The sequence below is a fragment of the Xanthomonas arboricola pv. juglandis genome (assembly GCF_905367715.1).
Taxonomy (GTDB): domain Bacteria; phylum Pseudomonadota; class Gammaproteobacteria; order Xanthomonadales; family Xanthomonadaceae; genus Xanthomonas; species Xanthomonas arboricola.
In genome coordinates this window covers 1,564,422-1,579,476 of the sequence record NZ_HG999362.1, presented here as the reverse complement: position 1 = coordinate 1,579,476, position 15,055 = coordinate 1,564,422, and the positions used below count along the sequence as shown (strand labels likewise).

The 15,055-nt window shown below is 66.5% G+C and carries 9 protein-coding genes and 1 pseudogene; 4 read left to right on the top strand and 6 right to left on the bottom strand.

What is annotated here, in order from left to right; genetic code table 11:
* Positions 1-171: 171 nt before the first annotated feature.
* The 5 genes from mmsB to KHN93_RS06695 form a co-directional block, all read right to left on the bottom strand.
* The gene (mmsB, locus tag KHN93_RS06715; RefSeq protein WP_181141940.1) at positions 172-1,074 is read right to left on the bottom strand and encodes a 3-hydroxyisobutyrate dehydrogenase; all 903 of its coding nucleotides are present in this window, start codon (positions 1,072-1,074) and stop codon (positions 172-174) included.
* 158 nt (positions 1,075-1,232) lie between these two features.
* Positions 1,233-2,420 (bottom strand): enoyl-CoA hydratase/isomerase family protein, encoded by a 1,188-nt coding sequence (locus tag KHN93_RS06710; RefSeq protein WP_181141939.1) that lies wholly within the window; start codon positions 2,418-2,420, stop codon positions 1,233-1,235.
* Entirely contained in the window at positions 2,405-3,202 is a 798-nt protein-coding gene (locus tag KHN93_RS06705; protein WP_016903185.1) for an enoyl-CoA hydratase, read from the bottom strand. Before KHN93_RS06705 ends, KHN93_RS06710 begins: the two co-directional genes overlap by 16 nt.
* Entirely contained in the window at positions 3,199-4,380 is a 1,182-nt protein-coding gene (locus tag KHN93_RS06700) for an acyl-CoA dehydrogenase family protein (RefSeq protein WP_039520097.1), read from the bottom strand. Before KHN93_RS06700 ends, KHN93_RS06705 begins: the two co-directional genes overlap by 4 nt.
* 10 nt (positions 4,381-4,390) lie before the next feature.
* Positions 4,391-5,896 carry a CoA-acylating methylmalonate-semialdehyde dehydrogenase gene (locus tag KHN93_RS06695; RefSeq protein WP_104560953.1) on the bottom strand — a complete coding sequence of 502 codons (1,506 nt, stop codon included), beginning with the start codon at positions 5,894-5,896 and terminating at the stop codon, positions 4,391-4,393.
* A 123-nt stretch (positions 5,897-6,019) separates the two neighbouring features.
* On the opposite strand from KHN93_RS06695, the gene KHN93_RS06690 reads away from it, so the two are divergent.
* The 4 genes from KHN93_RS06690 (at position 6,020) to galA (ending at position 14,378) form a co-directional block, all read left to right on the top strand.
* The gene (locus tag KHN93_RS06690) at positions 6,020-7,405 is read left to right on the top strand and encodes a helix-turn-helix domain-containing protein (protein WP_104560951.1); all 1,386 of its coding nucleotides are present in this window, start codon (positions 6,020-6,022) and stop codon (positions 7,403-7,405) included.
* 362 nt (positions 7,406-7,767) lie between these two features.
* Positions 7,768-10,452, top strand: a complete 2,685-nt coding sequence (locus tag KHN93_RS06685) for a TonB-dependent receptor (RefSeq protein ID WP_104560949.1) — start codon at positions 7,768-7,770, stop codon at positions 10,450-10,452.
* Between the two features lie 162 nt (positions 10,453-10,614).
* The gene (locus tag KHN93_RS06680; RefSeq protein ID WP_104560947.1) at positions 10,615-11,814 is read left to right on the top strand and encodes a glycoside hydrolase family 53 protein; all 1,200 of its coding nucleotides are present in this window, start codon (positions 10,615-10,617) and stop codon (positions 11,812-11,814) included.
* Positions 11,811-14,378, top strand: a complete 2,568-nt coding sequence (gene galA, locus KHN93_RS06675) for a beta-galactosidase GalA (protein WP_104560945.1) — start codon at positions 11,811-11,813, stop codon at positions 14,376-14,378. The genes KHN93_RS06680 and galA overlap by 4 nt, the downstream gene beginning before the upstream one ends.
* 191 nt (positions 14,379-14,569) lie before the next feature.
* On the opposite strand, the pseudogene KHN93_RS06670 reads toward galA, so the two are convergent.
* Positions 14,570-14,922, bottom strand: a pseudogene (locus tag KHN93_RS06670) (hypothetical protein).
* Positions 14,923-15,055 lie beyond the last annotated feature (133 nt).

The following is a 15,055-nucleotide window of genomic DNA, read 5'->3' as shown; positions in this document are numbered from 1 at the left end:
GTACTTGCGGCGTGTCCTGCGAGGGTGGGCGGGCAAGGGCCTCGCAGCCAAGCCGCAGATCATCCGCTCTACAGTCAACATCCCCAGTTCGATCAACTCTCCAGACGGATGCGAAATGCCACTCCGGCTACGCCTCCTTGACGGTGGGCCTAAACGCTTTGTTAGCCGCTCTCAAACCTTGGCCACCAGCTTGATCACGCTGGAGAAATCCAGCGCACCGTTGCCGGCCTGGCTGTTGATCGCGTACAGATTGCGTGCCAGCTCGCCGAGCGGAATCGACACGCCCGCCTGCACTGCGGATTCGGCGACCAGCCCCAGGTCCTTGAGCATCAGATCGTTGCCGAAGCCGCCGCTGTAACCGCGCGATGCCGGCGCGCTGGGCAACACGCCCGGCCACGGATTGCACACTTCGGTGGCCCAGCTGCGCCCGGTGCTGACCGCCATCATCTGCGACAGCACCGCCGGGTCCAGCCCCTGCGCAACGCCGAGCGCCAGCGCCTCGCCGGTGGCGGCCATGATCACGCCCAGCGCCATGTTGTTGCACAGTTTGGCGACCTGGCCGGCGCCGTTGTCGCCGACGTGGAAGATGTTCTTGCCCATTGCCTGCAACACCGGCCGCGCGCGCTCCAATACCTGCGCGGCGCCGCCGACGATAAACGTCAGGCTGCCTGCCGCCGCACCCGCCGTCCCACCGGAGACCGGCGCATCCAGTATCGCCAGGCCACGCGCCTGGGCCTCGGCGGCGAGCTTGCGTGCGCTGGCGGGTGCGATGGTGCTGCAGTCGATCACCAGGGCACCTTCGGGAATCTGCGCCAGGATCCCGGCCTCGCCGAGGTACAGCGCTTCGACATGACGGCTGGCCGGCAGCATCGAGATCACGATCTCGGCGTTGGCTAGGGTGTCGTGTGCGGAGCTGGCGGCATGCGCGCCGGCAGCGACTGCCGCGTCCAGCGCAGCGGGTACCAGATCGAACACCCGCAGCTGGTGCCCGGCCTTGCTCAGGTTGGCGGCCATCGGCCCGCCCATATTGCCCAGGCCGATAAAAGCGATCTTGCTCATGGTGTGGTTTTCCAGGGTTGGGCGGCCATCACCGACTGGCGCGGCCGTTGAATGGTGTGCCCGGCCGCAGCGCAGCGCGGCAAACGGGCGCAGTGGCGTCCCTCGGTCCTGCAATGCAGATGCGGCTCATTGTCCGCATCCGCCAAGACCGTTCGCAGCGGCGTGTCAGCGACTCAACCTGCGCCAAGATCGGCAAGCGGATGCCGTGCAGGCGGCCAGGGCAATTGCAGGAATGCAGCCGCCCATTGCGCATCGGCCTGTTCGAGCGCGGCAGGCTGCCACTGCGGCGTGCGGTCCTTGTCGATCAACAGCGCGCGAATGCCTTCGGCGAAGTCGCCATGCGCGGCGGCATGCAGCGCCACCACGTACTCGGTGCGAAAGGTGTCTGCCAGCGTGCCGGTGCCCGGGTGACGTTGCAGCTCCCAGGCCAGGCGCGCCGAGCCGGGGGCGCCGGCTGCCAGCGTGGCACGCGCGGCCTGCAGCCAGGCATCTTCGCTTTGCAGTGCCAGGATTGCGGCGACCACCTCCTGCAGCGTCTGGCCTGCCACCAATTGCGCGATCAGCGCCGCATGCACCTGCAGCGGGCCCGGCTCCAGCGGTTGCGCAATCCCGTGCAGGAACGCACCGAGCTGGGCGCGATCCTCATCGGCATCGCCTGTCCAGGCATGCGCGTCCAGGGCGTCCAGCACTGCCGCGTACTGCGCATGTTCCAGGCGGACATCCGCAAGCCCGGCATAGATGGCATCGCTGGCATCCAGCGGCGCGCCGGTCAGTGCCAGAAACAATCCGGCGCCGTGCGGCACGCGGCGCAACAACCAACTGCCACCCACGTCGGGAAACAGGCCGACACTGATCTCCGGCATCGCCAGCCGCGAGCGCTCGGTGACCACACGATGGCTGGCGCCGGACATCAAGCCGATGCCGCCGCCCATGACGATGCCGTGGCCCCAGCACAGCAGCGGCTTCGGGTAGGTGTGGATGCGATGATCGAGCCGATATTCCTCTTCGAAGAACGCAGCGGCGTGCGCATTGCCCTGCGGTTGCGCGCGACGTTGCTGCGCATCCGGCACCGCCTCGCGATGCGCGCGCATGCTCTGGTACAGACCATGCAGATCGCCACCCGCGCAAAACGCCTTCTCGCCGGCACCACGCAGCACCACGCAGACAATCCGCGCATCTTCGGCCCAGATGCGCAGCTGTGCATCCAGCAGGCGCGTCATCTGCAAGGACAGGCCGTTGAGCGTCCTGGGCGAATTCAAGGTGGCGATACCGATGCGATGCCCGTCGGCGCAATCGCGTTGTTCGAACAGCACCGGGGCTTCTTCGGGGAGGCTCACATCCAGCATCAGCCATTGCTCCACTGCGGTGCGCGCTTCTCGAGAAAGGCCGCCACTCCCTCGGCCTGATCGGCCTGCTCGAACAGGTCGACGAAGGCTTCGCGCTCTGCCACCAGCGCGGCGGCATGCGTGCCGTGGCGGGTGGACTGCACCAGGCGCTTGCACGCTGCGACGCTGGCCGGACTTTGCTTGCCGGCGCGCTGTGCCCAGGCGATGGCCAGCGCGCGCGACTCGCCCGTGCCCACCACCTCTTCCACCAGGCCGATGCGGTGCGCGGTGGCGGCATCCAGACGCTCACCGAGCAGGATCATGCGCTTGGCCCAGCCCTCGCCGACCAGGCGCGGCAGGTTCTGGGTGCCGCCGGCGCACGGCAACAAGCCGACGCTGGCTTCCGGCAAGGCCAGTTGTGCGTGTTGTTCGGCAATGCGCAGGTCGCAGGCCAGCGCGCACTCCAGACCGCCGCCCATCGCATAGCCATTGATGGCGGCGATCGACACGCCGCGAAACGCACTCAAGGCCTCGAAGGCTTCGCCGAAGCGACGCGCAGCCTCCCGTGCAGCAGCCTTGTCGCCGTCGGCAAACTGCTTGAGATCGGCGCCGGCACTGAAGAACTTCTCGCCGTCGCCAGTGATCACCAGCGCGTAGATGCTGCGGTCCGCATCCAGCGCGCGGACCAGATCGCGCAAGGCCGCAAGGCTGTGCACGGTCCAGGTGTTGGCCGGCGGATTGCGCAGGGTGACGATGGCGACATGGCCGTCGCGTTCGACATGTAAACCGGTATGTGTGCGTGTTGCCCAATCGCTCATCGCAATTCCTCCTCGCCGTTGAGCAGGTGGCGCGCAATGATCATGCGCATCACTTCGTTGGTGCCTTCCAGGATGCGGTGCACGCGGCTATCGCGCAGCAGGCGCTCGATCGGATATTCGCGGATATAGCCGTAGCCGCCGTGGATCTGCAAGGCATCGTCGCAGATCGCAAAGCCGGCGTCGGTGGCGAAGCGCTTGGCCATCGCGCACCACACGGTGGCATCGTGGCTGCCGGCATCGAGCTTGCGCGCAGCTGTGTGCACCATCTGCCGCGCGGCCACCAGTTGCGTGGCCATGTCAGCCAGTTTGAACTGCAGCGCCTGGAAATCGGCCAGCTTCTTGCCGAACTGCCGGCGCTCGCCCATGTAGCGACGCGCGGCATCCAGCGCGCCTTGTGCCGCTCCCAACGAGCAGGCGGCAATATTGATGCGGCCGCCGTCCAGCGCCTTCATCGCCATCTTGAAACCTTCGCCCTCCTTGCCCAGCAGATTGCCGGCCGGTATGCGCACGTTCTCGAAGCTCACCCCGCGCGTGGGCTGGCTGTTCCAGCCCATCTTCTCTTCCTTGCGGCCGTAGCTGATGCCGGGCGCATCGGCGGGTACCACGAAGGCGCTGATGCCGCGCGCGCCATCGTCGCCGGTGCGGGCCATCACCACCAGCACATCGGTGGCGCCCGCGCCGGAAATGAAGGCCTTGCTGCCGTTGAGCAGGTAGCTGTCGCCGTCGCGCTGTGCACGCGTCTTGAGCGAGGCCGCGTCCGAGCCGGCACCCGGCTCGGTGAGGCAGTACGAACCCAGCTTGGCGCCGCTGGTCATCGCCTCGCCCCACTGCGCGCGCACCGCGTCGTTGCCGTAGCTGGCGATCAACCAGGTGGCCATGTTGTGGATGCTGATGAACGCCGAGGTGGATGGATCGACCGTGGCGAGTTCCTCGAACACCACCGCGGCATCGAGCCGGCGCATGCCCAGGCCGCCCACGCCCTCATCGGTGTACAGCCCGCAGAACCCCAGTTCGGCCGCCTTGGCGATCGCCTCGCGCGGGAAGTGGCTTTCCGCATCCCAATGCGCGGCGTGCGGTGCGAGTTCCTTGTCGGCAAAGTCGCGCGCCGCAGCGCGGAACGCCTCCTGCTCGTCATTCAAATCGGCCGTATTGGCGTGTAGCTGGATGGCTGCATTCATGGCGATCGTGTCACTTGAGGGAGATGGTGGTGTTGACGCCGTGGCCCAGCGTTTCGTCGTCGAACCAGCGCGCGGTCACGGTCTTGGTCTGGGTGTAGAACATCACCACCTGCTTGCCGTACGGGCCCAGGTCGCCGAGCTTGGAGGCCCGCGATCCGGTGAACGAGAACAGCGGCACCGGCACCGGGATCGGCACGTTGATGCCGACCTGGCCCACGTCGATGTCTTCCTGAAAACGCCGCGCCGCCGCACCGGACTGGGTGAACAAGGCGGTGCCATTGCCATTGGGGTTGGCATTGACCAGGGCGATGGCCTCGTCCAGCGTGGCCGCCTCCAGGATCACCAGCACCGGACCGAAGATTTCCTCGTCGTAGATGCGCATGCCCGGCCTCACGCCGGAGAAGATCGTCGGGCCGACGAAGTTGCCCTGCTCGAAGCCTGGCACGCTGGGCGCGCGCCCATCCAGTTCCAGTGTGGCGCCCTGTTCGACACCGGAGGCGATCAAGCCTTCCACACGCTCGCGCGCCGCGCAGGAGATCAGCGGCCCGACCTCGGTGCCCGGCGCAGTGCCCGCGCCCAGGGTCAGGCCCTTGGCCTTGGCCACCAGCGCCGGAATCCATTGCCGCGCCTCACCCACCAGCACCAGCGTGGATGCCGCCATGCAGCGCTGGCCGGCCGCACCGAAGGCGGCGCCGACCATCGCATTGAGCGTCTGCTCCTGATTGGCGTCCGGCAGCACCACGGCATGATTTTTCGCACCCATCATGCATTGCACGCGCTTGCCGGCCAGCGAGGCGCGCCGATAGACGTGCGTGCCGACCCTGGTCGACCCGACAAACGACAGCGCCTTGATGTCCGGGTGGTCGCACAACGCGTTGACCACGTCTTCGCCGCCGTGCACGACATTGAGCACGCCCTTGGGAATGCCCGCCTCCAGCGCCAGTTCCACCAGCCGCATGGTCACCATCGGGTCCTGCTCGGACGGCTTGAGCACGAAGGTGTTGCCGGTGGCGATGGCCATCGGAAACATCCACAACGGAATCATCGCCGGGAAGTTGAACGGGGTGATGCCCGCGCACACGCCCAGCGGCTGCAGCAGGCTATAGGTGTCCACACCGTTGGCGACGTTGTTGGCCAGCTCGCCCAGCTGCAGGTTGCCGATCGCCGCAGCGTGTTCCACCACCTCCAGCCCGCGGAACACATCGCCTTCGGCATCGGCCAGGGTCTTGCCCTGCTCGGCGCTGAGCAGCGCGGCCAGCTCGGGCATGTGCTCGCGGATCAGCTGCTGGTACTTGAGGAAGATGCGCGCACGCGTGCCGATCGGGGTCTTGCGCCAGCTCACGAAGGCCTGGCTGGCAGCCGCCACCGCCGCGGCCACTTCGCCGGTGGTGGCGAACGGCACCTGTGCCAGCACCGACTGATCGGCCGGGTTGACCACGTCCTGCCAATGGGTGCTGGCGGAGGTGACGAACTGGCCGTCGATCAACAGGGAAACGCGCGGGACGGAATCACTCATTGCAGGGTCGCTCGCAGTAGGTCGCTACAGATGCTTCGCATTGTTCGCACCGCGACTTGGCATTCCCAGCCCAATACTGCTTAATCACGCTAAGCTGCCGCCACTATTTTGCGAATCTTGCAAATGCCCCAGTCGCCCCTCCCGCTCCGTCACCAGCTCGGCCTGCGCCTGCAGCGACTGCGCCAGCGCCACGGCCTGACCCAGGCGGAGCTGGCGCGCCGGCTCGGGCTGTCGCCGAGCTACCTCAACCAGATCGAGCGCAACCAGCGCCCCCTGACCCTGGCAATCCAGCAGCGGCTCAAGGCCGCGCTGGGCGATCTGGACGGCCTGCTCGACCTGGACGACCCCGCCGCGCTGGTCGAGCCGCTGGACGAATCGCTGCGCAGCCTGGGCCACAGCCTCTCGGCCGCCGAGCTGCGCGTGCTCACCGGCAACCTGCCGCAGGTGGCCCAGGCCTTGCTGGACCTGCACCGCGCTCACCAGCACCTGCTCGAGCGCACCGCCGCACTGGAAATACAGATCGGCGCCGACCACGCCGCACTGCCCTCGCTGTCGCCGGGCGAGCAGGTGCGCGATTACTTCAACCGCGCACACAACTATCTGCCGGAACTGGATGAGCGCGCCGAGGCGCTGTATGCCGAACTCGGCCTGACCTCGGACAACCTGCCGCTGCGGCTGCGCCAACGCCTGGCCGATCGCCACGGCCTGCTGGTGCAGGATGCGCCCGAGCTGCACAGCGACAAGCGCAGCGTGGATACGCAGGCGCGCGTGCTGTGGCTGCCCGCGCATCTGCGCCCTGGCCAGCAGGCCTTCCAGATGGCCGCGCAACTGGCCTTGCTGGAATGCGCGCCCTTGCTCGACGCACGCATCGCCGATGCCGGCTTCGAAGATGCCGAGCGTATCGCGTTGTCACGGATCGGGCTGTCGAACTATTTCGCCGGCGCGCTGGTGATGCCGTATGGCCAATTCCTGCGCAGCGCCCAGCGCTCGCGCTACGACATCGAATGGCTGGCCGATCGCTTCGGCGTCGGCTTCGAGGCGGTCTGCCACCGGCTCAGCACCTTGCAGCGGCGCGGTGCGGCCGGGCTGCCGATCTTCTTCATGCGGGTCGATCGTGCCGGCAACGTGTCCAAACGCCACTCGGCCACCGACTTCCACTTCTCGCATGTCGGCGGCGCCTGCCCGCTGTGGATCGTCTACGAAGCCTTCAACCAGCCCGACCGCATCCTGACCCAGATCGCACGCATGCCCGATGGCCGGCGCTACTTCTGGCTGGCGCGCCAGGTCAGCAGCGGCGCGCCGGGCTATGGCCGCCCGCGCAAGACCTTTGCGTTGGCGATGGGCTGTGACCTGCGCCATGCCGATCAACTGGTGTATGCGCGCGGCTGGGACCTGGACGCAGTGGACGATGCGGTGCCGATCGGCCCCGGCTGCCTGACTTGCGAACGCAACGACTGCGTGCAGCGCGCCTTTCCGGCACTGCCCCGATTATCTGCCAACTCGCGCTAGGCCGAGGCCCGGGTCCTTCGCATCGACCAGGCAACCGTGGTCCGCGGTACAGGCGACCCACGCCGCAACTGTGACCAGGCAGACGGTACCGCTGCACTGCAGCATTCCAACGCGAGATAGCTCCCGCAAAATGCTTCATTGGAATGGAATGGCTTGCGCTTCTACCCTGAAGCGGACACATGCAGGACAGGGGGACGTCAAGGCGATCGACCATCGTCGCAGCGTCACGCAAACGATCAACCAGCTCCACACCGCAGCAACCGCCATGCCCGCGTTGGACACGCCAACGCGCAGCCGCGCCACAGCGCCGCACCAGCGGCCACTATTTCATTCGGTAACTTTGTCCTGGGAGGGATCAAACGATGCCCGTTCACCACACCGGCCACCCGGCCAGCCGGCGCCTGCGCCGCACGCCCGTGCGCGACGTCCTCTGCACCACCATCGCCTGCGTGCTGGCCACCGCGTTCAGTGCGCAGGCACAGGACAGCGCGCCTGCCGCGCCGCCGGCCACTGACGCCACCACCAGTGCTGCGCCGCCGGTCACGCTCGACAACATCACCGTGATCGGCCAGCGCGCCAGCCTGAACCAGGCGGTGCAGGCCAAACAGATGTCCGATCACGTCATGGAAGTGATCTCTGCCGACAACATGGGGCAGATGCCCAACGTCACCGTCGCCGAAGCGCTGGTGCGCCTGCCCGGCGTCAACGGCACCCGCGACCGCGGCAACGAGAGCCTGGCCACCGTGCGCGGCCTTGGCCCGCGCATGACCATGGGCACCGTCAACGGGCGCGAAATCGCCTCCTCCGAGCCCAATCGTGCAGTGCGTTGGGAAGTGTTTCCCACCGAGATCGTCTCCACCGTCAAGGTCTACAAGACCCAGTCGGCGGACTTGGTCGCCGGCGGCCTTGCCGCGACGGTGGACATCTCCACCATCAGCCCGCTGGACTACACCGGCCCGGGCTTTGTCGGCACCGCCGGCCCGGTGTTCTACGACCACGCCAAGGACGTGGACGGCTATTCCCCGTGGGGCAGCCGCTTCGGTGCCAGCTGGGTGCACCACATCAACGACAACCTCGCGGTTGCGCTGGGTGCCACCTACCAGAAGCAGAAGAACTCCAACTCCTCGATCGGCAGCTGGGGCTATACCGATGCCACCACCTCGCGCGATGTGGATGGCGACGGCCGCGTGGACCCGACCCCGTTCGGCGCGGCCGACCAGCTCAAGCTCACCGAGCAGACCCGCACCGGTGCGATGGGCACGGTGCAATGGCGATCGGGCAACTTCGAATTGAAGTTCGACGGCCTGTATTCGCGTATCGAAATCGACGAGGACCAGTTGCAGAACTGGTTCAACGGCCTGGCCTACAGCACCTTCTCGACCGGCGCCAATCCATACACCACGCCGGGCTCGTCCTACACCATCGTCGATGGCGACGTGGTGGCCGGCACGCTGGCCAACTCGAACCTGCAGGTCGACCATGTGGTCAGCCACTACAACGAGGTCAAGACGCTCACCGCCGGCGGCCTCAACGCCAAGTGGAGCGGCGATGTGTGGACGCTGGGCAGCGACCTGTCGTTCTCGCAGGCCAAGCGTGACAACACCTGGCAGGCGGTGCGCTTCGGCAGCAACCCGGACACCGTCTCGTTCGATTTCCGCCGCAGCGTCACCCCCACCATCAGCACCAGCTCGGACACGCCCGAGTGGGGCATTGCCGGCCAGACCGAGCCGCAGGGGCTGCGCGACAAGATCGCCGCGCTGGCGCTCAACGCCAGCCGCCCGGTCGATGCCGCGGCGTTCACCTCACTGGAATTCGGCGCACGCGCCGCGCGCCGCGAGAAGCAGAACCGCCGCTTCATCAGCAACCAGTCCGGCTACGACCAGCCGATCTCGGCGTACCAGGGCCTGATCTATCCGGTCACCATGCCGGACTTGAACGTGCCCACGCTGACCGGCGGCAACATGGATGCCATCGCCCAGATCGGCTTCGGCGGATTCGACCCGGCCACGCTCGACGAACAGTTGCTCGACCACTGGAACGTCAAGGAAGACGTGCGCGAAGCCTTCGCCAAAGCGGTGTTCAGCTCGCAGCTGTTCGGCACCGATGTCACCGGCAATATCGGCGTGCGCCTGGTCAAGACCAAGACCACCAGCGACGGCTTCGATTCGGTCGGCACCACCGTGCAGGCCAGCAGCGACGGCAAGGACTACACCGACGTATTGCCCAGCGCCACCGTCAACTTCCTGATCGACGATCAACGCATCCTGCGTTTTGCGGTGGCCAAGGTCATCGCACGTCCGCCGCTGGACGAGTTGCGCACCGGCCGGCGCCTGGATGACCCCAACGTCACCGTCGGCCAGCTCACCGGCAGCGGCGGCAACCCGCAACTGGATCCGTTCAAGGCCACCCAGGTCGACCTGTCCTACGAGTGGTACTTCCACAAGGAAGCGCTGGCGGCGATTGCGGTGTATCGCAAGGAAGTGGATTCCAGCATCGGCTACCGCACCGACCGTGAGGTGATCAACGGCCTGGATTACCTGGTCAGCGCGCCGTTCAATGGCGGCGGTGGGCATATCAACGGAGTGGAACTCACCTTCCAGACGCCGTTCTACTTCATCCCGCACATGGAAAACTTCGGCGTCTACTCCAACTTCTCGCTGGTCGATTCCAACCTCAAGGAATTCTCGCCGGAAGACAACCCGCTGCCGCTGAGCGGGCTGGCACGCAAGACCGGCACCTTCGACCTGTGGTACAGCAACGGCAGCTTCGAAGCGCGCGTGGGTTACAAGTACCACAGCCCCTACACCGTGGTGTACGGCTGGAATGCGGCGCGGCTGGCACGGCTGCAGAGCGAAGGCACGGTGGATCTGAGCCTGAACTGGCAGTACAGCAAGCAGCTCGGTTTCCGCTTCCAGGCCGGCAACCTTACCAACGAACCGCTGCGCGCCTACACCGACAACAAGCCTAACCGTCTAGCCAATCAGGACGACGGCGGCTATCAGGTGTTCGGCCGTCGCTACTCGCTGGAAGCGACCTACAAGTTCTAAAGCACCGCTGACACCGCTGCTGCACGCCTGCTCCACCACTGCGGGCGGTGTGCGCAATCGCCTACGTCACTGACGTTGTGATTGCGCGCATCGCCCGCACGATGGCACCGCCGCATGCGACGGGCTGTCACCCGCTCCGCGTTTCATTTGTCGAGGAATTGCATGCGCTCCACACGCCGCCTCTGGACGCCCGCGCTGCTCGCGCTGGCCATCTCCACCTTCGCACACGCCGCCCCGGCCCCCGCCACGCTGTATCTGGGCGCGGACCTGTCCTACGTCAACGAGATGGAGGAATGCGGCGTGCAATACCGCGAGAACGGCGTAGTCAAGGACCCGTTCGAACTGTTCCATGCGCATGGCGCCAATCTGGTGCGCGTGCGGTTGTGGAACGATGCCCGCTGGACCCGCTACAGCGACCTGTCCGACGTCAAGAAGACCATCGCACGCGCACGCGCGCAAGGCATGCAGGTGCTGCTGGACCTGCACTATTCCGACGACTGGGCCGACGGCGAAAAACAGCTGATTCCCAAGGCCTGGGCCAGCATCACCGATACCGATGAACTGGCACGCACGCTGTACGGCTTCACCTATGACACGCTCAGCGCGCTCGACCGTGCCGGCCTGATGCCGGAGCTGGTGCAGGTCGGCAACGAAAGCAATTCCGATCTGATGGACAGCAAGCCGTGGGACAAAAAGCGCCCCATCGACTGGCAGCGCAACGCCAAGCTGTTCAACGCCGGCATCAAGGCGGTACGCGACATCGGCGCACGCTCTACGATCAAGCCGCGGGTGATGCTGCATATCGCCCAGCCGGAGAATGTGGAACCGTGGTTTGCCGACGCGACCAAGGCCGGCGTCACCGACTACGATCTGATCGGCATCAGCTACTACCGCAAGTGGTCGACCCAATCGATGGCCGAGCTGGGCAAGACCATCAAGCGCCTGCGCGGCCGCTTTGATGCCGATGTGGTGGTGGTGGAAACCGCCTATCCGTGGACGCTGGACTCCGGCGACACCTCGCACAATCTGCTCGGCCAAGACTCGCTGATTCCCGGCTACCCGGCCACGCCGCAGGGTCAGTTCCGCTACATGGTCGATCTCACCCAGCTGGTGATCGATACCGGCGGCGCCGGCGTCGTGTACTGGGAGCCGGCGTGGACCAGCAGCAGTTGCAAGACCCGCTGGGGTACCGGCTCGTCGTGGGAAAACGCCAGCTTCTTCGACTTCAAGCACGCCAATGAAGTGCTGCCGGCGATCGACTTCATGCGCCACCCGTATACCGGCGTACCTGCAACGACAAGCAAGCCTGCTGCGGGCACACAAGGCAACGCTGCGGATACCGACAAGAGGACCCAGCCATGACCGGCATCAATCGCCGCGAACTGCTGCGCGGCATGCTCGCCAGCGGTGTGAGCGCCGCACTTCCGGTCGGTACGGCCGGTGCGTTGCTGCCCAGCATTGCCGCTGCAGCACCAGCTGCAGGTAATACCGCCACGCCGCTTGTCGCGCTCGGCGATGCAGCCCTGGCACCACGCGAACGGCTGCTGTTCGACTTCGGCTGGCGCTTCCATCTGGGCCATGCCAGCGACCCGTCGCGCGACTTCGAGTTCGGCACCTTCCAGCGCAGCTTCGCCAAGGCCGGCAAGGACACCGCCACCGCCACGCAACTCGGCTTCGACGACAGTGGCTGGGAACTGCTGGATCTGCCGCACGACTGGGCCGTCACCCTGCCCTTCCGGCAGGAACCGATCTCGGCCACCATCACTGAGGAAGATCCGGCCGCCGCGCACGGCTACAAGCCACTGGGCACGAGCTTTCCGGAGACCAGCGTGGGCTGGTATCGCCGCGTGCTGCAGATTCCCGCAGGCGATCTGGGCAAGCGCATCAGCCTGGTGTTCGACGGCGTGTTCCGCGACTGCATCGTGTTCTGCAATGGCCACATCGTCGGGCGTAATGCCAGCGGCTATTGCGGGTTCGAGGTCGACCTCAGCGACGTGCTCGACTACGGCAAGCCCAACCTGATCGCGGTGCGCGTGGATGCCACGCTGGGCGAAGGCTGGTTCTACGAAGGCGCCGGCATCTATCGCCATCTGTGGTTGCACAAGACCGACCCGCTGCATCTGCCGCAGGACGGCGTGTTCGTGCGCAGCACGCTGCAAGGCACCACCGCCACCGCGCAGCTGTCCACCGAGGTGCGCAACGACAGCAGCACCCCGCGCCAGTGCACGGTGCAGGCGCGCGTGACCGCGCCGGATGGACGCGTCGTCGCACAGGCAGCCAGCGCCGCGGTCACTGTTGCACCCGGCCAGGTGCACCTCGTCGAACAGACCCTGCCGCTCGGCGAAGCGGCGCTATGGTCGATCGACACCCCGCAGCTCTACCGCCTGACCACCAGCGTGCACAGCGACGGCAAGGCGGTCGATGCGCTGGTCACGCCGTTCGGCGTGCGCACGGCCGTCTTCGATGCACAACGCGGCTTCCTGTTGAACGGCACGCCGCTCAAGCTGCACGGCACCAACAATCACCAGGACCACGCCGGCGTCGGCACCGCCATCCCCGACAGCCTGCACGAATGGCGCCTGCGCCAGCTCAAGTCGATGGGCTGCAACGCGTACCGCAGCTCGCACAATCCGGCCACGCCCGAACTGCTCGCGCTGTGCGATCGGCTCGGCATGTTCGTGATCGAGGAAACCCGCCGCATGTCCACCGACCCCGAAGCCATGGGTGAACTGGAGACGATGGTGCGGCGCGGGCGCAATCATCCCAGCGTGATCCTGTGGTCGCTCGGCAACGAAGAACCGCAGCAAGTCACCGAGCGCGGCGCGCGCATCGTCAGCCGCATGCAGCAACGCGTGCGCCAGCTCGATCCCACCCGCCCCACCACCTTCGCCATGGACAAGGGCTTTGGCGATGGCGTTGGCCAGGTCGTGGATGTGGTTGGTTTCAACTACCGCACCAGCCAGATGGACGGCTTCCACGCGCAATATCCGCACATTCCGATCTACGGCAGCGAAACCGGCAGCACCGTGTCGGTGCGCGGCAACTACCGGCGCGACGACGCGCGCGGCTACACCCGCGCCTACGACACCGACCACCCATGGTGGGCCAGCACCGCCGAAGCCTGGTGGAGCTATGTCGCGCAGCGCCCGTATATCGCTGGCGGCTTCATCTGGACTGGCTTCGATTACCGCGGCGAACCCACGCCCTACAACCGCTGGCCGAATGTCGCCTCGCAGTTCGGCGTGCTCGACAGCTGCGGGTTTCCCAAGGACAACTACTGGTACTACCGCGCGCAATGGACCAGCGAACCGGTGCTGCATCTGTTCCCGCACTGGAACTGGGACGGCCTGCTGCAGCCCGATGACAAGGGCCGCATCCAGGTCTGGTGCCACAGCAATCTCGAAGCGGTGGAACTGCTGGTCAACGGCGTCAGCCAGGGCCTGCAGCAGGTGCCGGCCTACGGCCATGTCGAATGGCGCGTGGCCTACGCACCGGGCGTGATCGAGGCACGCGGCTATCGCGGCGGCAACTTGGTGCTCAGCGAACGCCGCGAGACGGCCGGCAAGCCGGCAGCGATCCGCCTGAGCTGCGACCGCAATGCAGTGCGCGCGGATGCCGAAGACGTGGCGGTGGTCAAGGTGGAGATCGTCGATGCGCAGGGCCGCCTGGTACCGACCGCCGACAGCCTGGTGCAGTTCGCGCTGCGCGGGCCTGCGCGGTTGATCGGCGTGGGCAACGGCGACCCCGCCAGCCATGAGGACGACAAGGCGCCGCAACGCAAGGCCTTCAATGGACTGTGTGCGGCCCTACTGCAGAGCACGCGCAGCGCCGGCAGCATCGTCTTGCAGGCCACCGCACCCGGCCTCGCCGCTGCCACCCTGCGCCTGGATGCCGACAAGGCCAAACCGCGCGCATCGGTGGCCTGACGCAGGCCGTAGCAGCGGCTGCAGTGATTATCAGGAACCATGTCAGCACCAACCCACCGCAGGGCTGGGAGCCATGACTGGCTCCCGGCACAGTCAGTCGCCTGCGCCCGCGTGCGCAGGCGACATGCAGTGGCGACACCCGCCCGGCCCACCGCCGCTAGGTCGCGCGACTGGATTGCTGGCGGGCCGGTTCACGCATCCGTGCTCCCTGCATCCGGCGCACGCGGAAAGTAGCGGCTGAGCTTTTCTTCCCACGCCTGGAACTGCTCAAGCGTGTAGGCATCCATCGGCCGCGGATCGGTGGCGACCGCCTTTTTCTGTGCCACATACGCGATGCGCTGGGACGACAGCTCGTCCCACGCCTTGCGCAGCATCACCGGATCGGGATGCGAGACCATCATCGCTTCCAGCAGCGTGGCCTGCGCCACGCGTGCGGCCAGCAGGTCGCTGAGCGCCTCGGTCACGGCCTGCATCCACTCTTGCTGTTTCTGTTCCATACCCAACCGAATCGCTTGCCTCGTGCGCCGCCACCATAGCGCGCCATCCGGAACGGCAGTGTGCAAGCACGGTTCAAGATTCAGGTCACCGCGTGATGCGAACACCTGATTGCTCTCTCGATCGCTTCGCCTGAGCCATCTCATGCCCGCGACACTGCATCACCGCAACGATGTGCTCCC

What these genes read in the sequence shown, in the direction of transcription:
- KHN93_RS06705 (WP_016903185.1), bottom strand. Translation starts at nt 3,202, where the DNA reads ATGAGCGATTGGGCAACACGCACACATACCGGTTTACATGTCGAACGC.
- KHN93_RS06700 (WP_039520097.1), bottom strand. Translation starts at nt 4,380, where the DNA reads ATGAATGCAGCCATCCAGCTACACGCCAATACGGCCGATTTGAATGAC.
- KHN93_RS06695 (WP_104560953.1), bottom strand. Translation starts at nt 5,896, where the DNA reads ATGAGTGATTCCGTCCCGCGCGTTTCCCTGTTGATCGACGGCCAGTTC.
- KHN93_RS06690 (WP_104560951.1), top strand. Translation starts at nt 6,020, where the DNA reads ATGCCCCAGTCGCCCCTCCCGCTCCGTCACCAGCTCGGCCTGCGCCTG.
- KHN93_RS06685 (WP_104560949.1), top strand. Translation starts at nt 7,768, where the DNA reads ATGCCCGTTCACCACACCGGCCACCCGGCCAGCCGGCGCCTGCGCCGC.
- KHN93_RS06680 (WP_104560947.1), top strand. Translation starts at nt 10,615, where the DNA reads ATGCGCTCCACACGCCGCCTCTGGACGCCCGCGCTGCTCGCGCTGGCC.
- galA (WP_104560945.1), top strand. Translation starts at nt 11,811, where the DNA reads ATGACCGGCATCAATCGCCGCGAACTGCTGCGCGGCATGCTCGCCAGC.